The following is a 21,447-nucleotide window of genomic DNA, read 5'->3' as shown; positions in this document are numbered from 1 at the left end:
CCCTTCCTCTCCGTGCCCGGCCAATAGCCGAACCGCTCATTCCGTGCCGGAAGGATTCGACCGGCGTCAGAGGCGCAGGGTGGCGAGTTCCGCTGTGGTGAGGGTGAGGGAGCCCGCGGCGGCGGAGTCGCGGATGGAGGTGGGGCGTCGGGCGCCCGGGATCGGGAGGAGGGTTGGGGACTGGGCCAAGTGCCAGGCGAGGCAGATTTGTTGGGGGCTGACGCCGTGGGTGGTGGCGAGGGTGTGGAAGGGGGTGGTGGGAGGTGGGGTGGCGGTGTCGGGGGCGTCGACGGCGCTGCGGGAGAGGCCGCCGAGGGGGCTCCAGGGGAGGAAGGCCAGGCCGAGCCGGGTGCACAGGTCGAGGGTGTCGCGGGTCTCCTGGTGGGCGGGCGAGAAGCGGTTCTGCACCGAGACCAGCAGGTCGCCGAGGATCTCCCGGGCGGCGAGGATCTGTGCGGCGTCCACGTTCGACAGGCCGACCGCCCGGATCGTCCCCGCGTCGGCCAACTCCCGCAGCGCGCCGACCGATTCGGCGAACGGCACGTCCGGGTCGGGCTTGTGCAGCTGGTAGAGGCCGATGCTCTCCACTCGGAGGCGGGCCGCCGAGGCCTGTGCGGCGCGGCGCAGGTGGCGCGGGTCGCCGTTGACGGTCCAGGAGCCGTCGCCGGGCCGGCCCCGGCCGCCCTTGGTGGCGACCAGGACGTGGTCCGTGCCGCCGCCGTACGCGGCCAGCGCGCGGGCGATCAACTCCTCGTTGTGGCCGACCTCGTCGGCGTGCCAGTGGTAGCTGTCGGCGGTGTCGATCAGCCGCACGCCCGCGTCGAGTGCGGCGTGCAGGGTGGCGACGGCCTGCGCCTCGTCGGGTCGGCCCTCGACGGACAGCGGCATCGCGCCGAGTCCGATCCTGCCCACCGGGACGCCGCCGATGCTGCGATCCGTGCTCGCCGCTGCGTGCATGTTCTTCCCCGTTCCTCCGGTCCGCGGACCGCCGTTGCTCGTTCCGGGTGGCAGCCTGCCGAACCGGTGTCGCCAGCGGTAGTGTCGATCAGGAGACCTCGTGTGCAGGAGAACTGTTGATTGATGTTCAGCGGCTGGCCGTCCTGCGGGAGGTCGCCAAGCAGGGGAGCTTCAACCGGGCGGCCGCGACGCTGCACTGCACGGCCTCGGCGGTCTCGCAGCAGGTCGCCGCGCTGGAACGGAGTCTGGGCGCGCCGGTGGTCGAACGGTCCACCCGGGGCGTCACGTTGACGGACGCGGGCCGGGTGCTGGTGGAGGCCGCCGACGCCATCGCGGCCGAACTCGCCGACACCGAGCAGCGGATCACCCGGCTGACCGCCGAACGCACCGCGCTCACCGTCGCGACCTTCGCCAGCGGTGGCCGCCGCCTGCTGCCCGGCGCGCTCGGCGGCTTCGTCGCCGACCATCCCGAGGTGGAGCTGACCATCCTGGAGGCCGAGCCGGAGGACAGCCTGCCCGCCGTCCGCGAGGGCCGGGCCGATCTCGCCCTCGCGTACCACCTGGACGGCCCGCCGCCGTCCCGGCCCGGCGACCGCTCCGGCCTGGACTGGACGCCGCTCGCCGCGGATCCGCTGCGCGTCGTCCTCCCCCGCGCGCATCCGCTCGCGGTCCCGGGCTCCACCCTGCACCTGGCCGAACTCGCCGACCAGCGCTGGATCCTGGGCTGCCGGAAGTCCGCCGGCCAGCTGGCCCGGTTCGGCGCGCTGGCCGGGGTGGAGCTGCGGATCTCCTGCACCGCGACGGACTACGACTTCGCCCAGTCGCTCGTCCGGGCGGGCATCGGCATCGCCCTGATCCCGCGGATCGGCCTGACCGATCACCCCGACCTGCTCTCCCTCCCCCTCGCCGAGCCCGCCCCGCACCGCCACCTCGGCCTCGTGCTCTCCCGCCGGCGCCGCGGCCACCGCGCCCGCCTGGCCGAGGAGTTGGCGGCCCGCCTCACCGCCGAGTCGGCGACCCTCGCGTACACCCGAACGGACGGCCCCGCGTCACCCCAGGCCACGCCTGCCCGTTGAACGGCCGTCAGCCCCGCCCCGGCCCGCGAAGGACCCCGCCCATGCGCACCGCTCTCACCACCCTGGCCGCCGCCCTCCTCGCCGCCCTGCCGACCGCCGCCGCCGCAGCCGAGACCGCCACCGATACCCCGGCCCCGATCCCGAACCAGGGCTACAGCATCCCGGTCGGCGCCATCACCGACCTGGGCGCCCTCCCGATGCTCGGCACCCTCGGCAACGACTTCGCCCGCCTCCTCGGCCAGTAGCCCGACGTAGCCCGACGTGGCCCGACGTAGCCCGCCTCCGCAAGGATGACGAGGCGTCACGCCCCCTCGGACGATCTCAACGCGGCGGCCTTGGCGGCCGTGCAACCCGATCCGGCCGTCGAGGCCCTCGCGCAGGATGTCGGCGTGCCCGGCGTGCCGGACGGATTCACTGAGGACGTGGACCACGACGGTGAACAGGTTGGTGTCCGGGGCGGGCTCGGGCCACCAGGGCATCGGACACCCCGTCGAGCTTCCAGAACAGCGCCTCGCGGTACCGCCAAAGTCGCCCGTGTAGGGAAGCCTCCCCGGCAGACCCGGGGTTCCGGCCGGGCGAACGTCCGGCAAAGGCCCGCACATCCGCCACAGGGCCGCACGGCTGTCCCCCGTTTGCCCGCGCCGGGTGGAATTCGCTGGTCCTGCCCGGGCCGGCCGGGCGATAGTGGTCTGCCATGACGGGCGATGAGTGGACGACCGGTCCGGCGCTGCGGCGGGTACTGGCGCAGGCCGGCGGGCCGGAGCTGCTGGAGTTGCTGGCCGAGGGGCTGAGCGGGGCGGACCTGACCACGCTGCTGCTGGAGGTCTTCCGGCGGCGCGCCGAGGGTCTCGGTCCGTCCGACGTGATGCGCCGTTACCGGACGGACCGGTTCGTCATTCCGGCCTCGCTACCGTTCACGGAGCTGCGACGTGCCGAGGACGCCCTGCTCGCGGCCCTGCCGGTCGACTTCGAGGTGCTCGCCCTGTCGCCGCTGGTGCCCCTGGCGACGCACACGGCGGTGGCGACGGTCGATCCGCGCAAGGTCGTGGCGACCGTCCGTGGCAGCGAGGTCGCGGCCGACCCGACCAACGGCCTGGCCCTGGAGGCGGCCCGACGGCGGGCCCGGGCGCTGGCGGGCGATCCTCGCTCGGCCCTGCCGGTGCGGCTGGCCGCGAGCCAACGGGTCGTCCGCGCCCAGCACTTCGACGCGCCCGGCATGCTCGCCCACTTCCAGCTGTTCGGCTTCGTGACCGCCGGCCGGGACACCGGCGGCCGGGCCTTCGAGCAGCAACACCTGGTCGAGCACCTGCGGTTCGCCGTCCGGGCCCTGGCACGGGCCGGCGTGTGCCGGGCCGAGATCCGCCTCACCTGCCTCGACGAGGCGACCGCCCCGGTCCTGGCCCGCACCCGCGCCGAACTGTCCGGGACACCCGGCGTGGACGTCGTCGACGACCCCGACCGGAAGACCGGTCGCGGCTACTACACCGGCCTGTGCTACAAGATCTACGCCGTCCTCGGCGAGGACCGGCTGGAGGTCGGCGACGGCGGGTTCGCCGACTGGACCCGGCAGCTCGTCGGCAACCGCAAGGAACGCCTGCTGATCGGCGGGGTCGGCGTCGACCGTCTCGCCACCGCACTCATGGCGTCCACCGCTACCGGTTCCTGACACCCGCAAGCACCCGCACGGACCTGCAAGCACCCGCAAGCACCCACAGGCCACCACCGCAACGAGGTTGACGATCCATCGGGAGATCGCGCGGCAGCCGAGGCCGACTTGGAGGCCCGTGCCACACCGGCCCCCCGGCCGTTCCGGCGAGTGTGGCCCGGCGGCAGGCGGCGCGACAAGGGCGCTCCGGCCTTCGTCGTCGCGCCGCCACGCCGCGCAATCTCCCGTCATGTGCGGCAACACCCGCTCTCAGCAGGGGAGATGGCGATTGACAGCCGTCCGGCGGCCCGTCCACGATGAGTGCCGAGCCCACTCGTAGCGAGCCGGAAGGAGGGCCGATGCGTACCGCTGTGGTGTGTTGTCCGTCGTGCCCGGCCCCGGTGTTCCCGTGCTGCGGTGGCTGTTGTCCGTGCCGTTGCGCGTCCTGACGCCCGGCCGGTTCCTCGCACGCTGACGTCCGCCCTGCGGCCGGCCCCTCCGGTCGTGGCCGTCACGGCTGCATCGCCCCTCTTCTCCGCCGGATCCCCCTGTCCTGGGTCCTGCGACCGTTCTCTGAAGGAGTGTCACCATGTCCGTTTCCACCACCGCACCCGTCGCCACCAAGCTGCGCCTGACCCCGGCGGCGGGGCGGATCGGGGCGATCGTCCACGACGTGAAGCTGGGCGGGGAGCTGCCGGCCGAGACCGTGGCCGCGATCGAGGCGGCGCTGTACGAGCACAAGGTGCTGTTCTTCCGCGGCCAGCAGCACCTGGACGACGCCGAACACGAGGCGTTCGCACGGCTGTTGGGGCAGCCGGTGACGCACCCGACGGTGCCGAGCGCGGACGGCCGGTACATCTTCGAGCTGGACGCCACCAAGGGCGCGCGGGCGAACAACTGGCACACCGACGTGACCTTCGTGCCCTCGTACCCGAAGGCGTCGATCCTGCGGGCGCTGGAGCTGCCGCCGGCGGGCGGCAGCACGGTGTGGGCGAACACGGCGGCGGCGTACCAGGACCTGCCGGAGCCGCTGAAGGTGCTCGCGGAGAGCCTGCGGGCGGTGCACACCAACGACTACGACTACGCGGCGAACCTGGCGCTGACCCCGGAGCTGGCGGAGAACGCCGAGGTGGCGAAGCTGTTCCGGCAGGTCTTCGTGTCGACGGCGTTCAAGACCGAGCACCCGCTGGTGCGGGTGCACCCGGTGACGGGTGAGAAGAACCTGCTGCTGGGCGCGTTCGCGCAGCGGGTGGTGGGCGTGTCCGGCGCGGACAGCCGCGCGCTGATCGGGCTGTTCCAGCGGTACGTGGAGCGCCTGGAGAACACGGTGCGCTGGGAGTGGCAGGTCGGCGACGTCGCGGTGTGGGACAACCGGGCCACCCAGCACTACGCGGTGAACGACTACGGCGACCAGCCGCGCCTGGTGCGCCGGATCACCCTGGACGGCGACCTGCCGGTGGGCGTGGACGGGCGGCCCAGCCGCCTGCTGGAGCCGGCCGACCCGCCGCGGGTGGCGGGCCTGGTCCCGGCCGCCGAACTGGAGGCCGAGGCGCTCGCCCGCTGACGCCCGCCCCACATCGCCCCCCTTCCCTCTCCCCCACACCGTCACCACTCTCCCCCGAGGACTCCGAAATGACGCAGTTCGCCCGGCCTCCGCCGGTCCGCCCTCCCTCTCCCCGCTGTCCCGCCGCGCGCTGCTGCGCGGCGGGGTCGCGGGGGCCGGCCTGCTGGCCCTGTCGGCGTGCCGTTCGGCGGCCGACGCGTCCACCCGGGCGGCGGCGGACGGAGCGGCGCCGCGCCGGGGCGGGGTGTTGACGGTGGGGGCGCAGATCGACTTCACGCCGGCCCTGCTGTTCGCGCAGAGTGCGAACGTGCTGGTGCAGCGGCTGGTGTTCAACACGCTGACCAGGTACGACGACCAGCTGCGGCCGCAGCCGGAGCTGGCGTCCTCCTGGGAGGTGGCGCCGGACGGCCTGAGCGTGCGGTTGAAGCTGCGGGAGGACGTGACCTTCCACAGCGGACGGCGGTTCACGGCGGACGACGTGGTGTTCGCGGTGAAGAACCTTCAGAACCCGGTGCGGTCGGCGCAGTTGAGGTCGACGGCGCTGACCGTGACGGACTTCCGCCGGAACGGGGACTTCGACCTGACGCTGGTGCTGGCGCACCCGGTGTCGAACCTGTTCGACCTCTTCGAGTTCATGATCATCGCCGATCCGGCCTCGGTGGAGGACGCCGTGGCGGGCACCCGCCTGATCGGCACCGGGCCGTTCACCTTCACCGACCGCAAGCCGGGCTCCTCGCTGAGCTTCGCCCGCAACGAGAAGTACTGGAACCCGGGCCGCCCGTACCTGGACGGCGTGGAGATCAAGGTGATCCCGCAGGCGGAGACGCTGCTGTCCTCGCTGAAGACCGGTCAGACCCACCTGTCGTACGCGGTGCGCGGCAAGGACGTGGCCACGCTGCGCTCCGACCGGCGGTTCCGGATCACCCAGTACGACACGGGTTCCGGCGCGTTCTACATCGGTGCGAACCTGGCGTACCCGGAGGTGCAGGACCGGCGGGTGCGGCAGGCGATCGCCTGGGCGATCGACCGGGACCGGCTGGTCGAGCAGGCGCTCGGCGGGTACGCGACGGTGTCGGCGGTGCCGTGGCCGAAGTCCTCGCCGGCGTACCGGGAGCAGGACGCGGCGCACTACCGGCACGATCCGGCGAAGGCCCGGGAGCTGCTGAAGGAGGCGGGGGTCGGCCAGCTGTCGCTGCCGCTGGCGCACTCGGCGGAGGCGGGGTCGGCGGCGGTCGCGCAGGTGCTGCAGTACGACCTGAAGCAGGTCGGCATCGACGTGCAGTTGCAGCCGGTGGACTCCCCCACCATGCAGAAGCAGCTGATCGCGCAGTCGATGCCCGCGCTGTGGACGCTGAGCCACGGTTTCGCGCAGCTGCACCCGGCGACGCTGGCGGTCAGCGCGTACCCGTTCAACGAGGCGAAGAACACCTCGCGGTTCTCCTCCCCCGCGTACACCGACGTGGTGCAGCGGGCCTGGAACCGGGCGGACAGCGACAGCCCGGCGGCGAAGGCGCTGTACCAGCAGGTGACGGACGTGCTGCTGGAGGAGCAGTTCATCATCGACCTGGCGATCGCCGGGCTGGTGGAGGTGGCGGGCGAGCGGGCGCGCGGCGCGACGCTCAACAAGTTCGGCTACCTGAACCTCGACGACGCGTACCTGGCGGGCTGAGCGGTGCGGAGTTTCCTGCTGAAGCGGCTGCCGAGCGGCCTGGTGGTGCTGCTCGCGGCCTCGTTCGCGGTGTTCCTGATGCTGCGTCTGATCCCTGGCGACCCGGCGACGACGCTGGCGGGGCCGGACGCCTCGCCGGCGGCGATCGCGGCGATCCGGGCCCGGCTGGGGCTGGACGAGCCGCTGGCCGCGCAGTACCTGCACTGGCTGGGCCAGGTGCTGACCGGTGATCTCGGGCCGAGCTACGCGATCGGCGGTCAGGTGTCCGGCCTGATCGGCGACGGGATCGCGGCGACCGCCCAACTGACGCTGGCGGCGCTGCTGTTGGTGGTGGTGCTGGCCGTCCCGGTGGCACTGCTGGGCGCGTCCGCGGGGCGCCGGCCGTGGGCGGGCGCGCTGCGGGCGCTGACCACCGGGGCATTGGCGGTGCCGCCGTTCGTGACGGGCGTGCTGCTGGTGGGGGTGTTCGCGGTGTCGCTGCGGCTGCTCCCGGCGGGCGGGTACGCCTCGCTCGGGGACGCGCCGGACCTGGCGGTGCAGTACCTGGCGCTGCCGGCGCTGTGCCTGGCGCTGCCGAGTGCGGCGATCCTGGCGCGCTACCTGCAGGACGGTCTGGAGCGGGCGCTCGCCGAGGACTACGTGCGGACGGCGACGGCGCTCGGGGTGTCGCGGCGGCGGATCCTGTGGCGGCACGCGCTGCCGAACGCGCTGCCGTCGGCGGTGACCGTCCTGGGCCTGCAGGTCGGCCAGTTGGTGGCGGGCGCGGTGGTGGTGGAGCGGATCTTCGCCTGGCCGGGCCTGGGGCAGCTGGTCGAGCAGGGGGTGCAGCGCCGCGACTACCCGGTGGTGCAGGACCTGCTGCTGCTGGTGGTGGCGGGCTACGTGACGGTGCAGTTGCTCACCGATCTGGCGTACTCGTGGCTCGATCCGCGGGTGCGTGCGCTGTGAGGCGGGTCGGGTCGGTTCGATCCTCGGAGGGAGTGGTGCGACGATGACGGTGCTTTCCGTTCCGTTCGCCGGGGCGCTGCGCCGGCCGGTCCGCAACCGGTACGTGGCGGGGCTGTTGACCTGGCGGGGCGTCAGCGGGCTGGCGCTGGTGGGCCTGGTGGCGCTGGCGGGGCTGCTGGCTCCGGTGCTGAGCGGCGCCGATCCGAACGCGCAGGGGCCGGAGGCGCTGGCGGGCCCGAGCGGGGCGCACCCGCTGGGCACCGACGACCTCGGGCGGGACCTGTTGAGCCGGGTGCTGCACGGCATCGGCACGGATCTGACGATCATTCTGACGGCCGTCCCGGCGGGGGCGGTCGCGGGGGCGGCGCTGGCGCTGCTGGCGGGCACTTCGCGGGCCGCGGACCTGGTGGTGCAGCGGCTGTTCGATCTGGTGCTGTCCTTTCCGGGGCTGATCCTGGGCCTGGCCGTCACGGCGGTGCTCGGGCCGGGCCGCTGGCCGGTGGTGATCGTCATCGCGCTGGCGGAAGTGCCGTACTTCGGGCGGCAGTTGCGGGCCGGTGTGCTGGTGCAGCGGGAGCGCGAGTACGCGCTGGCGGCGCGGGTCGGCGGGGCCGGCCGGGCCCGGGTGCTGCTGCGGCACGTGCTGCCGAACGCGGTGGATCCGCTGGTGGTGCAGGGCGCGGTGGCGCTGTCGGTGGGGGTGTTCATCGAGGGCGCGCTGAGCTTCCTCGGGCTGGGGGTGCGTCCGCCGGAGCCGACGCTCGGCAGTCTGATCAGCGGCGCGGTGGCGTACCTGGACACCGCTCCGCTGCTGGCCGCGGCCCCGCTTGGCGTCACCGCGGCGCTGGTGCTGGGTTTCACGCTGATCGCGGAGTCGTTGAACCGGGGGGTGCGCGGATGACCGGGCAGGTGGGTGCCGAGGTGCTGCGGGTGCGCGGCCTGTCGGTGGCGTTCGGCGGCCGGGCGGTGGTGCGCGGGGTGGACTTCGCGCTCGGCGCCGGGGAGAGCCTGGGGATCGTCGGCGAGTCCGGTTCGGGGAAGTCGACGACGGCGCTGGCGCTGCTGCGGATGCTGCCGGGCGGCGGTGAGATCACCGGCGGGTCGGTGGAGTTGGCGGGTCAGGACCTGGCGGCGCTGCCGGAGCCGGCGCTGCGGGCGGTGCGCGGCCGGCGGATCGCGATGATCTTCCAGGATCCGATGTCCTCGCTGAACCCGGTGCTGACGGTGGGCCGGCAGCTGGACGAGGCGCTGCGGGCGCACGGCGGCCGCCGCCCGCGGGCCGAACGGGCTGCCCGGGCCGTGGAGTTGCTGGACCTGGTGGGCATTCCGGGGGCGGCGGAGCGGCTGGGCGACTTCCCGCACCAGTTCTCCGGCGGCCAGCGGCAGCGCATCATGATCGCCCTGGCGCTGGCGCACGACGCCGAGGTGCTGGTCGCGGACGAGCCGACCACGGCGCTGGATCCGACCGTGCAGCGGCAGATCCTGCGGCTGCTGGCCCGGATCAACCGGGAGCGCGGCACCGCGCTGGTGGTGATCAGCCACGACCTGGGCGTGATCGCCGAGACCTGCTCGCGGCTGCTGGTGATGCGCGACGGCGAGGTGCTCGAACAGGGCCCGGTGCAGCTGCTGCTGACGGATCCCCAGCATCCGTACACGCAGGCCCTGTTGGCGGCGGTGCCGCGACTGGAGGCGCCGTCCCGGGCGGCGGCGAACAGCACGCCGGGGCGGGAGCCGCTGCTGGTGGTGCGCGGCCTGGCCAAGCACTACGGGCCGCGCCGGCGGCGGACGACGGCGCTGGACTCGGTGGACCTGGAGCTGCATCCGGGCGAGACGCTGGGGCTGGTCGGCGAGTCCGGGTCGGGCAAGTCCACGCTGGCCCGGGCGCTGGTGGGCGTGCACGCCCCGTCGGCGGGCGAGGTCCTGCTGCGCGGCGAGCCGCTGGGCCGGGCGGGCGCCCGGCCGGACGTCCAACTGGTGTTCCAGGACCCGTACTCCTCGCTGAACCCGCGGCTGACGGTCGGGCAGATCGTCGCGGAGCCGCTGATCGCGCACCGGCTCGGCGACCGGGCGCAGCGGCGGGCCCGGGTGGCGCAACTGCTGGAGCAGGTGGGCCTGGAGGCCTCGGCGGCGGAGCGTTCGCCGCGCGAGTTCTCGGGCGGCCAGCGGCAGCGGATCGGCATCGCCCGGGCGCTGGCGCCGGAGCCGAGCGTGCTGGTGTGCGACGAGCCGGTGTCGGCGCTGGACGTGTCGGTGCAGGCCCAGGTGATCGAGCTGTTGGCGCGGCTGCAACGGGAGTTGGGCCTCGCGGTGCTGTTCATCGCGCACGACCTGGCGGTGGTGCGGCAGGTCAGCCACCGGATCGCGGTGCTGCACCAGGGGCGGATCGTCGAGTCCGGCCCGGCAGACCGGGTCGTCACCGCGCCCGAACATCCGTACACCGCTTCGCTGTTGGCCGCTGTGCCGACTCTTCCTACCACGACCGGGAGCCTGCTGTGACGTCTTCTTCCCACCGCCGTGACCCGTACCTGGGCTTTCCGGGCCGGATCGGGCGGACCTTCGGCGAGTCGGTGCCGTCCTGGCCGGACCGGGTGCGGCCGCGCGAGGGGGCGCCGAACATCGTGGTGGTGCTGGTCGACGACCTCGGCTACAGCGACATCGGGCCGTTCGGCGCGGAGGTGCCGACGCCGGTGCTGGACGGACTGGCCGAGCGGGGCGTCAAGTTGGCGAACTACCACACGATGCCGCTGTGCTCGCCGGCCCGGGCGGCGCTGCTGACCGGCCTGAACCCGCACCGGGTCGGCTACTCCTTCGTGGCGAACGCGGACCCGGGGTTCCCGGGGTACGGCATGGAGATCGCCGAGGACATCCCGACCCTCGCCCAGCTGCTGCACGACGCGGGGTACGCGACGTACGCGGTCGGCAAGTGGCACCTGACCCGGGACTCGGCGTCCTCGGCGGCGGACGACCGGTCGAACTGGCCACTGCAGAAGGGCTTCGACCAGTACTACGGGGTGCTGGAGGGGCTGACCAGCCTGTTCCATCCGCACCAACTGGTCCAGGACAACTCGCCGTTGGACATCGACGAGTTCCCGGACGGCTACTACTACACCGACGACCTGACGGACCGGGCGATCGGCATGGTGAAGTCGCTGCGGGCGCACGACGCGGACAAGCCGTTCTTCCTGTACCTGGCGCACAACGCGGTGCACGGGCCCCTTCAGGCCAAGCCGGAGGACCTGGCCCGGCACCGGGGCCGGTACGACGTCGGCTGGGACGTGCTGCGCGAGCAGCGGTTCGCCCGGCAGTTGGCGGCCGGTCACTTCCCGCCGGGCACCGAGCTGCCGGAGCGCAACGCGGAGGCCGGCCACGCGGTCGGGCCGTGGGACGAACTGGACGAGGTGCAGCGGAAGTTGTACGCCCGCTACATGGAGGTGTACGCCGCCATGGTGGACAACGTGGACCAGAACCTCGGCCGGCTGACCGAAGTGCTGGACCAGCTCGGCGAGTTGGACAACACCATCGTGGTCTTCACCTCCGACAACGGCGGCACCGGCGAGGGCGGGGCGGAGGGCACCCGCAGCTACTTCAGCCGCTTCGTCCACCACCCGAACCTGCCGGCCGACTGGAACCCGGACGTGCAGCGGGAGATCGACCTGATCGGCGGCCCGCAGTCGCTGGTGCACTACCCGCGCGGCTGGGGCATGGCCTCCAACACGCCGTTCCGGCTGTACAAGGGGCAGACCTACGCGGGCGGGGTGCGGGTGCCGTTCGTGCTGTCCTGGCCGGCGGGGCTGCCGCGGGCCGCGGACGACTCCGGGGTGCGCGCGCAGTACCAGTACGTCACCGACCTGCTGCCCACCCTGCTCGAACTCGCGGGCGTGCCAAGGCCGCAGGAGCGCGGCGGCCGCCCGGTGCAGGAGCTGGACGGGGTGTCGTTCGCGCCGGTGCTGCGCTCGGCGAGCGCGCCGTCCACCCACCCGGAGCAGTACTGCGAGATGACCGGGAACCGCTCGTACTACCGGGACGGCTGGAAGCTGGTGACGCTGCACCGGCCGGGCACCGCGTACGACGACGGCGAGTGGGCGCTGTACGACCTGCGCACCGATCCGACCGAGATCCACGACCTGTCGGGCGAGCGGCCGGAACTGGTGAAGGAGTTGGCGCAGGCCTGGGAGGACGCGGCCTGGCGCAACGGGGTGTTCCCGCTGCCGGACGCCTCGGGGGCGCTGGCGCTGCGCGGGCCGGACGAGAAGTGGCTGCGCCGCCCGGTGACGCTGCTGCCGGGCACGCCGGAGCTGGAGCGCTACCGCTCCTCGCGGCTGATCTCGTTCCGCTCCTTCCGGGTGGAGGTGGCGCTCGCCCTGCACGCGCGGGACGACCGGGGCGTGCTGGTCTCGCACGGCGACCAGGGCGGCGGATACAGCCTGTACGTGGAGGACGGCCGGCTGCACTTCGCCTACAACCAGTACGGCGAGCTGTTCGAGGCGGACGCGGGCGAACTCCCGGCCGGGGCGCACCTGGTGGTGCTGGAGGCGGCGGCCGTCGCCGACCTGAAGTGGGACTTCCGGGTGCGGGTGGACGACGTGGTGACGGGCCGGCTCGGGCCGGTGCACCAGCTGATCGGGATGGCGCCGTTCCAGGGCATCAGCGTGGGCGTGGACCGCAAGTCGCCGGTGTCCTGGCCGCTGTGGGAACGCCACCGCTCGTTCCGCTACTCGGGGGTGCTGCGCTCGGTCACCTACCTGCCGGGCCCGGCGGCCCCGTACGACCCGGAGACGGTGGTGCGGGCGCTGCGGGAGGCGGCGGCGGCGTTCGAGTAGCCGGGAGTTGTTGACCCCGAGGTCGAATATGTCGTACCGTCAGGTCATGGGACGACCGAAGCAGTTCGACGAGGACACCGCGATCGCACAGGCGGTGCAGGTGTTCTGGACGAACGGCTACGCCGGGTCCTCGCCGGCCGACCTGGCCGGGGCGGCCGGCATCGGCAAGGGCAGCCTGTACCACGCGTTCGGCTCCAAGCGGGAGTTGTTCGGCCGGGCGCTGGACGCGTACCAGCGCGCGGCCGCCGAGCTCAGCGAGGAGTTCCTCGCCGGGCCGGGCACCGCGAAGGAGCGGATCCGCGCCTACCTGGTGATGCTGGTGGACGCGGACTTCGCCGCCCCGGTGCGGCGCGGCTGCTTCGCCGTCAACACCGCCCTGGAACTGGGCGGACGGGACGCGGAGGCCACGGCCTCGGTGCGCCGGCAGACCGAGCTCAGCGCCGGCCTGCTGGCCGCGCGCATCGAGCGGGGCAAGCTGGAGGGCGACGTCCCGGCCTCGGTGGACGCGGCGGCGCAGGCCAGGTTCCTGATGACGGCGCTCGCCGGACTGCGGGTGATGGCCCGCGCCTACGACCGCGAGGCCGTCCTCGAAGTCGTCGACACCACCGTCGACGCCGTCTTCGGAGCCTGACGACCGCCCCGGCCACCGACTGCACCACCCGCACCACCCGCACACCGACGCACGGCCGTGGTGGCCGTGCGGTCCCGCACACCTTGATATTTGACCTCGAATTCAAGAAAACTCGGCCGCCCCACGGGCGGACCGGAGATGGGGAGCCATGGATCTCGGACTCAACGGCCGCACCGCCCTGGTCACCGGCGCGGGGCGCGGCATCGGCCTCGCCGTCGCCCGCGCACTGGCCGCCGAGGGCGTGAAGGTGGTGGGCGCGACCCGCACCGCCACCCCGGAGCTGTCCGCCGTCGCCGCCGTCGCGACCGCGGACCTGAGTACCCGTCAGGGTGCGGAGGACGCCGTCCGGCAGGCGCTCGACCTGCTCGGCGGCATCGACCTGCTGGTCAACAACGTGGGCGCGGGCGACCCGTCGATGTTCACCCTGGGCAGCGTGCTGGACGTCGACGACGAGCAGTGGCAGTCGCTGTGGGAGCTGAACGTGATGTCGGCGGTGCGCGTCACCCGGGCCGCGCTGCCGGGCCTGCTGGAGCGGCGGGGCGCGATCGTCAACGTCTCCTCGATCAACTCCCGCATCCCCAGCGGCTCCCCGGTCGGCTACGCGGAGGCGAAGGCGGCGCTCACCCAGTTCGGCAAGCGCCTCAGCGAGGAGCTGGCGCCGCGCGGCGTGCGGGTCAACACCGTCTCCCCCGGCCCGACCTCCACCGACCAGTGGACCGCCGCCGACGGCTACGGCAGCCGGATCGCCGAGGCGTCCGGCGTCTCCCTGGACGACCTGCTCGCCGGCCTCCCCACCATGGCCGGCACCGCCTCCGGCCGGCTCTCCACCCCCGAGGAGATCGCCGACCTGGTGCTCTTCGCCCTGTCCGACCGGGCCGGCAACCTCCACGGCGCTGACCTCGTGATGGACGGCGGCACCCTCAAGGCCGCCTGACACGCGCTGAGTTGACGCGCCGTCAGGCGAGCGGCCGGGTCCAGCGGCGCCACTGCTCCTCGCGCCCGTACCCGGCCGCCCGCCAGGCGGACTGGCCGAGCTCGTTGTGCTCCAGCACCATCGCGTCGGCCCGCCTGCCGCCCAGCTCCTCGAAGCGGGCGTGCGCGGCGGCCAGCAGCGCGCCGCCGATGCCCCGGCGGCGGGCCGACGGGTGGACGGCCAGCCGGTACAGGTGGCAGCGCCAGCCGTCCCAGCCCGCTATCACCGTGCCCAGCACCGCGCCCTCGTGCACGGCCAGGATCAGCGCCCGCGGGTCGCGCTCCAACAGCCGCGCCACGCCCGCCCGGTCGTCGCTGATGCTGGTGCCCTCGGCGGCCTCCGCCCAGAACTCCAGCACCGCACCGATGTCGGCGGGCACCGCGGCCCGCAGTTCGTACTCGCTCATGGCCCCCCTTCCTACCAGCGCCGATGCCCGGGCCACCAGCGGTTTACGGCCCCGCCCTTGACGGCGGCGCCCCGGCCCCACCAGGGTGTGGGCCACTCCCTCGCACCGCTTCCCGTCCCGAACTCCCCCACCATCGGAGATGGCATGCGTGCACCCACCCGAACCACCCGCCGCCCCCGGCAGCGCGCCCGGCACCGCGACGGCCTGCCGCTCGGCGTCGCGGCCGGCGCGCTCGCCCTGGCCGCGGCGGGCATCGGCCTGGCCGCCCCGGCCACGGCGGCCCTGCCGACCGTCGACGTGGTCGTCAACGGCCACTTCGACCAGGGCAACCGGATGATGGGCTGGTACTGCGACCCGGGCCAGGTCCTCCCGCCCTCCGACGCCTTCGGACAGCTCGCGGGCCACCCCACCGACACCAGCACCGCGGGCTGCACCCAGACCGTCAACGTCGAGCCCAACTCCACCTACCGGCTCAGCGCCCGGGTCAGCGGCCCGTACGTGTTCGCGGGCGTCACCGGCTCCGGCACCACGGACGTCGCGCTCTGGTCGAACCAGGCGGACTGGAACCTGCTGTCCGGGACGGTCACCACCGGCCACGACACCCGCGCGCTGAAGGTGTACTTCCACGGCTGGTACCAGCAGGGCCCGTACCGGATCAGCTCGTTCGAGCTGTGGGGCCCGGGGCAGCCGCGCAACTCCTGCGCCCCGACGCCGCCCGTCGTCGGCAACAGCCCGTCGCCGTCCGTCAGCCCCTGCTACCTGACGCCGATCCCGGCGGTCTCCGGCAGCTGACCCCGGGTCAGCCGCGCAGCGCCCAGACCGTGGTGGTCTTCACCGCGGCGTCCTCCAGGTCGGCGGCGACCGGGACGGCGTACTCGGCCAGCGCGGTGAAGCGCTCGCGCGGCAGGTAGGCCCGGCCGGGGTCGCCCACCACCACGGTGGCGCCCCGGGCCGCGGCCCGCTCCAGGAACGGCAGGAACCGCGCCGCCATCGCCCGCTCGTAGAACACGTCGCCCGCCAGCACCACCTGGCAGCCGTCGCCGTCGCCGTCCAGCACGTCCGCCAACTCCGCCGCCACCGCAACGCCGTTGGCGGCGGCGTTCACCGCGATCGCGGCCACCGCGTACGCGTCGATCTCCGCCGCCCGCACCGCGGACGCGCCGCTCAGCGCCGCCGCCACGCCGACCAGGCCGGAGCCCGCCGCCAGGTCCAACACGCTGCGGCCGGCGACGAGTTCGGGCCGGTCCAGCACGTGCCGGGCGACCGCCACGCCGCCCGCCCACGGGAACGCCCAGAACGGCGGGGGCAGTCCGATCTCGCCGCGGGCCCGCTCGGTGACCTCCCACAGCTCGATCGCGTCCTGCGCCATGTGCAACCGCACCTCGGGCACGAACGGCACCGGGCCCGGCCGGGTGTGGGCGCGCACGAACTCCTCGTCCGCCGCCGAGATCTGACGGCCGGCAGTACTCCGCAGCGTGGCGGTGTCGTTCCCCATGGACGCACAGCCTAGGTCACCGGCGCGCGTCCACCGTCACGCCGCCGGCAACCCTTTCGGGTAAGCCTTCGCGGCATTCCGTTTCGTCCGTTCCGTTCCGGTTCATGATCCGGCTCGACGGCGCCCTCCCGGGTGCCCTGCGCGTGCGAGGAAAGGGCAGTTCGTATGACCACAGCAGATGGAGAGCCGATCGCGTCGATCACCGACGCCACGCTCGCCGACATCGCGGCCAACGGCATGTGGCGCGGCGGGGGCTTCGACCTCAACCCGTCGGTGCTCGCCGTCGCGCGCGCCCTGCTCGCAGCCGTCCAAGGGGTCGCACCCGCGGGCACGCTGCCGGAGGAGCTGCGCGAGCTGGTGGCCCGCGTGCTGCGCCAGGCCGGGGTCACCTTCCCGCGCATCGCCGTGACGGAGGAGATCGGCCTCTCCGCGTTCGCGATCAAGCAGCAGGGTCCGGAGCCCCGTCCGGTCGTCATCATGCCGGCGGGCTGGAACGCCTACGGCTGGCTGCCGTTCATGGCCGGCTACCTCACGCTGGCCGCCCGCGGCTACCACGTGCTGGCCTACACCCCGCGCGGGCTCGGCGACCCGGAACTGCCGTACACCTCCGACGGGTTCATCGACATCGCCGGTCCCGAGGACTGGTCCGACGGCTCGAAGGTGATCACCTTCGCGCAGGAGCACTTCGCCCCCGGCCGGATCGGCATGATGGGCCTGTCCTACGGCTCCGGCATCAGCCAGCTCGTCGCCGCGCACGACCCGGAGGACCGGGTCGACGCCGTCGTCGCCCTCAGCACCTGGGGCAACCTCGCCACCAGCCTCCTCCACCACGACACCCGCCACACCCGGGCCGTGCAGGCGCTGATCGACTTCACCGGCGACGACGAGGACAAGAAGTTCGACGAGAAGACCCGCGCGATCCTCGACGACTTCCGCCAGGGCCGGAACCTGCAGTCGGTGGTGGACTGGGGCACCGTGCGCTCCCCGGAGACGTACGTCGAGCTCACCAACACCCGCGGCATCCCGACCATGTTCTCCAGCACCTGGCACGAGAGCCTGTTCCCGCCCGGCGAGGCGATCGACGCCTTCGAGAAGCTCACCGTGCCGAAGTACCTGAACCTGTGGATCGGCGACCACGGCGCCCCCGAGGGCGCGGGCATCACCGGCGTGGTCGGCGGCGCCGCCTTCCCCGGCCTGCTCAAGCCGATGAAGGAGGCCTACGACTGGCTCGACCACCACCTGCTCGAAGCGGCCAACGGCGTGCCGGACTGGCCCACCGTCAACAGCCAGGTGATGTTCGGCTACGAGACCGCCCCGGTCATCGGCGGCAGCCGGCGGATCACCGTCCCGGCGCGGCGCGAACCGCTCGCCTCCTGGGCCGAGGCCACCGTCCGCACCGAGGCCTGGTACCTCAGCGGCACCGGCGACGACGGCGACGGCACCCTGTCCGACAAGCCGTCCACCGGCTGGGCCCGGGAGTTCACCGCCGGGCACGAGACCAACGCCACGGCGATGGACGACATCATGACGACCGGTCAGAAGGAGTGGTTCGGCAACCCCAAGAACTACGACACCGGCGACTTCCAGGAGACCAGGCTGCTGCTCTGGTTCACCGAGGGCCTGACCGGCGGCCGCAGGATCCGCGGCTCCGCCACGCTCCGGCTCACGGCCCGCACCGACGAGGCCGACGCCGTGACCCTGGTCGCCTACCTGCTCGACGTCGCCCCGGACGACAGCGCCCAGATCATCACCCACGAGCCCTGCACCGTCACCGGCCTCACCCCCGGCACGGAACGGACCGTCAACTGGACGCTCCAGCCCGCCGCCTACGACCTGCCCGACGGCCACCGCCTCGCCCTGGTCGTCAACAGCCGCGACCGGCTCTACGCGTTCACCGGCAAGGAGAACAGCACCACCGTGCTCGGCTCCCCGGTCGGCGAGGAAGCCCTGCTGGAGCTGCCCCTCGGCTGAACACCCCTGCACCGAACGACCGTTCGTCCGAGCGGGAGGCGCCGGCCGAACGACCCTTCGGACGGTCCGGGCGGATCCGGCAGGCGCCGGGTCCGCCCCGCCGCGCCCGCGGCCCCGGGCCGCCGCACCCGCCGGGCCGTGCGATCACCCGGCGGTCACAGACCACGTACCGTTTCGATACCGAAGCCGTTATGAGCTGCGGAAACGCTCGCTCCCCGGGAAGCGCCCGAGTACGATCCGGGCAGACGCCCCGGTTCGCGGCACACGCTCGTGCCCGGCCGCGGGTGGCGGCTCGCACGGGGCGCGCCCGGTACCACACGCCGGTGTGCCGCGACCGCGTTCACGGCACCGCGCGCCAGGGCAGTCGCGCGAAGCGGAAGGGCAGCGACTTGACGGATCGGCTCACCGGAGGGGACTCCTCACTGCTGCGGCGGATCAATGCGGCGGTCACCCTGCGGTCGTTGCGCGACGGACAGGCGGTCACGCTCACCCAACTGGTCGGCGACACCGGCCTGTCCAGACCCACCGTCGAAGGCGTCATCGAAGGCCTGCTGGAATCCGGACTGGTCGCCGAGGTGGAACACGTCCAGGAGTCGGGCCGTCAACGCGGCCGCCCGGCCCGCTGGTTCCGCTTCCGCGCCGAGGCCGGACACGTCCTCGGCATCGAGATCGGCGTCCACGACCTGCGCGTGGTCCTCGCCGACCTGGCCGGCGAGGTGATCACCAGCTACGCCAAGCCCGTCGACGAGACCACGGAGGCCGAGGAACGCCTCACCCAGGTCCGCACCACCGTCGCCGAGGTCCTCCGCAAGGCCGGCGTCTCCCGCGACAGCCTGTGGGAGGTCGCCGTCGGCACCCCCGGCATCGTCGACCGCGAAGGCGTCGTCAAACTCGGCACCGCGATGCCCGGCTGGACCGGACTCGACCTCGGCGCCCGGCTGCGCCGCTCCTTCCGCTGCCCCGTCGTCATCGAGAACGACGCCAACCTGGCCGCCATCGCCGAACACTGGAAGGGCGCCGCCGTCGGCAAGGGCGACGTGGTGTTCGTGATGGCCGGCCTCAGCCCCGGCGCCGGCTCCCTCATCGGCGGCCGCCTGCACCGCGGCTTCGGCGGCGCGGCCGGCGAGATCGGCGCCCTCCACCTGCTCGGCCGTCAGGCCACCCCCGAACGTCTGCTCTCCACCACCGGCCAGCCGCTCGACCCGCTGGACGAGGCCGCCGTGGCCCGCGTCCTGCGACTCGCCCGCGAGGGCGACCAGGTCGCGCAGATCGCCATGGACCGCTTCCTCGGCCGCCTGGTCCACGACGTCACGGCGCTGGTCCTCGCCCTCGACCCCGAACTCGTCGTGGTCGGCGGCTGGGCGGCCGGCCTGGACGGCGTCCTCGAACCCCTGCGCGACCAGCTCGCCCGCTACACGCTGCGCGCGCCCGAGGTGGCACTCGCCGCCCTCGGCACCGAGGTCGTCGCCATGGGCGCCCTGCGGGTCGCCCTCGACCACGTCGAGGAGCAGCTCTTCGCGGTCGACCCGCCGACGGCCGGCCGCTGACGCACCGTCAGGGGGCCGGCGGTCGGACGGCCTGCGTCACGGGAGGCAGAGCAGGTCGTAGTCGCCGGCGAGCCGGTCGCGGGCGTGGGTGCGCATGCGGTGCGCGAAACGGCGGTCGTTCTTCAATGCGTCGTAGCCCTCGCCCTCGGCCGGGTCGAGGACGCCCGCGGTGTCGGCGAGGTACGCGTCGAAGCCCGGGTACATCAGCACCGCGTACGGCAGGTCGTCCACGTCGAGCGCGAACACCGGGTACTCCCCCAGCTCGTCGCGCTCGCCGTTCGGGCCGAGCGAGAGGACCCGGCGCGAGTCGGAGCCGCCGGGCAGCAGGAAGCAGCCGCCGAAACGGTCCGAGAACGGCTCGAAGCACGACCCCCACGGCTCGCCGAACTCCTCGACGGCGATCTCCCCGAGCGTGCGCGGAGCGAGCCCGCCGGCCCGGTCGAACCAGCCGTGCCGGGCCAACATCCCGCCGTCGTACGCCAGCCAGGTGCGCAGGCTCTCCGGCAGCGGGTGCCCGCCCGGGAATGTGTCGACACCGCGCGGACGCAACTCGCCCTCCACCCACGGGCCGGCGAACCGGTTGTAGGAGAGCACCTGCCGGGACGGGTCCGCGGCCACCGCCGCGATCGCCCGCTCGACGAGCCCCCGGCTCACGTCCCTCGGATCGGTCGAACTCATCGTCGCGCCACCCCTGTTCGCTCTGCCGCCCGACCGTCTCCGGGCCGGCGAGCGGGAGCGTAACGGGCGGCGCCGACAGGGCCTGCCGCCGCTGTCCGACGGCCCGTCAGGACGCGGGGGGGCGGGCGCGGCGGCTCACGCCTGACGTGCCGTCAGTGACTGTCCGCCGGAGCGTCAGCGAATACCCGACGGGGCGTCAGCGGCTGCCCGACGGCCCGTCAGGAAACGGCGGTGGCGGGGACGGCGGTGGCGACCTGGACGGCGCCGGACTCGCCGAAGGTGAGCTTGCAGGTGTCGGCGCGGTAGGTCGACACCGCGACCGCCGCCAGCCGGCCCGCCGTTGCGTACTGAGTGGTGACCACCAGCACCGGGGTGCCCGGGGGGCGCTCCAGCAGCGCGGCCTCGCCGGTCTCGGCCACGCCCAGCTCCACCGAGCGGGACTCGCCGTCGATGCTCAGCCGGTCCAGCTGGCGCAGCACGCCTCGGGCGCGGTCGCTCTCGTCCACCACCACGGCCAGGTGCGGCAGCGCGGCGGCCGGGACGTGCAGCGACTCGGTGGCGACCGTCACGCCCTGGGTGATGCGCAGCCGGCGCACCGTGTGCACCTGCTCGCCCTCGGCGATGCCGAGCGTGCGGGACAGCGCGGCGGAGGCGGCGGCGGTGGTGCAGTCCACGACCTTCCACTCCGAGCCGCGCGCGGCGCCGGCCCGGCCGGACTCGCGGTCGTTGACCGGGACGCCGACGCGCGGGGCGGCGACCAGGGTGCCGATGCCGCGGCGGCGGACCAGCCGGCCCTCCAGCTCCAACTGGTCGAGGGCCTGCCGCAGGGTGGCGCGGGCCACGCCGAAGCGCGCCGACAGCTCACGCTCGTTGGGCAGCACCTGGCCGGTGGAGAACTCGGCGTCCATGGTCCGCAGCAGCACCGTGCGCAGGTGCCAGTACTTCGGCTCCGCTACCGCCGTGAGCGTTCCTTGCCCCACCGTGTCCTCCACCCTGAAGGCCGACGGCCCGCCGTCGCTCCCCGGTTTCGGCAGGTGGGGAGGGCGAGCTTTATCCGTCCTTCTTTA

At 73.7% G+C, this 21,447-nt stretch carries 19 protein-coding genes and 1 pseudogene; 14 read left to right on the top strand and 6 right to left on the bottom strand.

Annotated elements, in window-relative coordinates; genetic code table 11:
- Positions 1-66: 66 nt before the first annotated feature.
- Positions 67-957: an aldo/keto reductase gene (locus KCH_RS33710; protein ID WP_084224080.1), complete on the bottom strand. Its 891-nt coding sequence runs from the start codon at positions 955-957 to the stop codon at positions 67-69.
- Between the two features lie 116 nt (positions 958-1,073).
- On the opposite strand from KCH_RS33710, the gene KCH_RS33705 reads away from it, so the two are divergent.
- Entirely contained in the window at positions 1,074-2,033 is a 960-nt protein-coding gene (locus KCH_RS33705; protein ID WP_035869563.1) for a LysR family transcriptional regulator, read from the top strand.
- A 41-nt stretch (positions 2,034-2,074) separates the two neighbouring features.
- Positions 2,075-2,278: a hypothetical protein gene (locus KCH_RS43000; RefSeq protein ID WP_035869561.1), complete on the top strand. Its 204-nt coding sequence runs from the start codon at positions 2,075-2,077 to the stop codon at positions 2,276-2,278.
- Between the two features lie 75 nt (positions 2,279-2,353).
- On the opposite strand, the pseudogene KCH_RS41940 reads toward KCH_RS43000, so the two are convergent.
- Positions 2,354-2,512 (bottom strand): annotated as a pseudogene (locus KCH_RS41940) (mycothiol transferase); the annotation flags it as partial.
- Between the two features lie 215 nt (positions 2,513-2,727).
- Here KCH_RS41940 and KCH_RS33695 point away from each other — a divergent pair.
- From KCH_RS33695 to KCH_RS33655, 9 genes are all read left to right on the top strand, one after another.
- Entirely contained in the window at positions 2,728-3,699 is a 972-nt protein-coding gene (locus tag KCH_RS33695; RefSeq protein ID WP_035869557.1) for a hypothetical protein, read from the top strand.
- Positions 3,700-4,267: 568 nt separating this feature from the next.
- Entirely contained in the window at positions 4,268-5,242 is a 975-nt protein-coding gene (locus KCH_RS33690) for a TauD/TfdA dioxygenase family protein (protein WP_035869555.1), read from the top strand.
- A 115-nt stretch (positions 5,243-5,357) separates the two neighbouring features.
- Complete coding sequence (locus KCH_RS33685) at positions 5,358-6,911, top strand: ABC transporter substrate-binding protein (protein ID WP_035869552.1); 1,554 nt, start codon at positions 5,358-5,360, stop codon at positions 6,909-6,911.
- 3 nt (positions 6,912-6,914) lie between these two features.
- Complete coding sequence (locus KCH_RS33680) at positions 6,915-7,859, top strand: ABC transporter permease (protein WP_035869550.1); 945 nt, start codon at positions 6,915-6,917, stop codon at positions 7,857-7,859.
- Between the two features lie 43 nt (positions 7,860-7,902).
- Positions 7,903-8,760, top strand: a complete 858-nt coding sequence (locus KCH_RS33675) for an ABC transporter permease (protein ID WP_035869548.1) — start codon at positions 7,903-7,905, stop codon at positions 8,758-8,760.
- Positions 8,757-10,355: a dipeptide ABC transporter ATP-binding protein gene (locus KCH_RS33670; protein WP_035869546.1), complete on the top strand. Its 1,599-nt coding sequence runs from the start codon at positions 8,757-8,759 to the stop codon at positions 10,353-10,355. The genes KCH_RS33675 and KCH_RS33670 overlap by 4 nt, the downstream gene beginning before the upstream one ends.
- Positions 10,352-12,679: an arylsulfatase gene (locus KCH_RS33665; protein ID WP_035869544.1), complete on the top strand. Its 2,328-nt coding sequence runs from the start codon at positions 10,352-10,354 to the stop codon at positions 12,677-12,679. The genes KCH_RS33670 and KCH_RS33665 overlap by 4 nt, the downstream gene beginning before the upstream one ends.
- 46 nt (positions 12,680-12,725) lie before the next feature.
- Positions 12,726-13,310 carry a TetR/AcrR family transcriptional regulator gene (locus tag KCH_RS33660; RefSeq protein ID WP_035874995.1) on the top strand — a complete coding sequence of 195 codons (585 nt, stop codon included), beginning with the start codon at positions 12,726-12,728 and terminating at the stop codon, positions 13,308-13,310.
- 148 nt (positions 13,311-13,458) lie between these two features.
- Complete coding sequence (locus KCH_RS33655; protein ID WP_035869543.1) at positions 13,459-14,244, top strand: SDR family oxidoreductase; 786 nt, start codon at positions 13,459-13,461, stop codon at positions 14,242-14,244.
- A gap of 22 nt (positions 14,245-14,266) precedes the next feature.
- Here KCH_RS33655 and KCH_RS33650 read toward each other — a convergent pair whose 3' ends face one another.
- Positions 14,267-14,689, bottom strand: a complete 423-nt coding sequence (locus KCH_RS33650; RefSeq protein WP_035869540.1) for a GNAT family N-acetyltransferase — start codon at positions 14,687-14,689, stop codon at positions 14,267-14,269.
- A gap of 144 nt (positions 14,690-14,833) precedes the next feature.
- Between KCH_RS33650 and KCH_RS33645 the strand changes: the two genes are divergently transcribed.
- Complete coding sequence (locus tag KCH_RS33645; RefSeq protein WP_051653736.1) at positions 14,834-15,481, top strand: carbohydrate binding domain-containing protein; 648 nt, start codon at positions 14,834-14,836, stop codon at positions 15,479-15,481.
- 7 nt (positions 15,482-15,488) lie between these two features.
- Here KCH_RS33645 and KCH_RS33640 read toward each other — a convergent pair whose 3' ends face one another.
- Complete coding sequence (locus tag KCH_RS33640; protein ID WP_157032301.1) at positions 15,489-16,184, bottom strand: class I SAM-dependent methyltransferase; 696 nt, start codon at positions 16,182-16,184, stop codon at positions 15,489-15,491.
- Positions 16,185-16,349: 165 nt separating this feature from the next.
- Here KCH_RS33640 and KCH_RS33635 point away from each other — a divergent pair, with 165 nt between their 5' ends.
- Both KCH_RS33635 and KCH_RS33630 read left to right on the top strand, forming a co-directional pair.
- Positions 16,350-18,155: an alpha/beta fold hydrolase gene (locus KCH_RS33635; RefSeq protein WP_035869537.1), complete on the top strand. Its 1,806-nt coding sequence runs from the start codon at positions 16,350-16,352 to the stop codon at positions 18,153-18,155.
- A gap of 191 nt (positions 18,156-18,346) precedes the next feature.
- Positions 18,347-19,702 carry an ROK family protein gene (locus tag KCH_RS33630; protein ID WP_425268860.1) on the top strand — a complete coding sequence of 452 codons (1,356 nt, stop codon included), beginning with the start codon at positions 18,347-18,349 and terminating at the stop codon, positions 19,700-19,702.
- Positions 19,703-19,738: 36 nt separating this feature from the next.
- On the opposite strand, the gene KCH_RS33625 is transcribed toward KCH_RS33630, so the two are convergent.
- Positions 19,739-20,356, bottom strand: coding sequence for a hypothetical protein (locus tag KCH_RS33625; protein ID WP_035869532.1), 618 nt, complete (start codon positions 20,354-20,356; stop codon positions 19,739-19,741).
- A gap of 242 nt (positions 20,357-20,598) precedes the next feature.
- Positions 20,599-21,360, bottom strand: a complete 762-nt coding sequence (locus KCH_RS33620) for a GntR family transcriptional regulator (RefSeq protein WP_035874987.1) — start codon at positions 21,358-21,360, stop codon at positions 20,599-20,601.
- Positions 21,361-21,447: the final 87 nt, after the last annotated feature.

The organism is Kitasatospora cheerisanensis KCTC 2395 (assembly GCF_000696185.1).
GTDB classification, from domain to species: Bacteria; Actinomycetota; Actinomycetes; order Streptomycetales; family Streptomycetaceae; genus Kitasatospora; species Kitasatospora cheerisanensis.
This window is presented reverse-complemented; position numbering and strand designations above follow the sequence as displayed.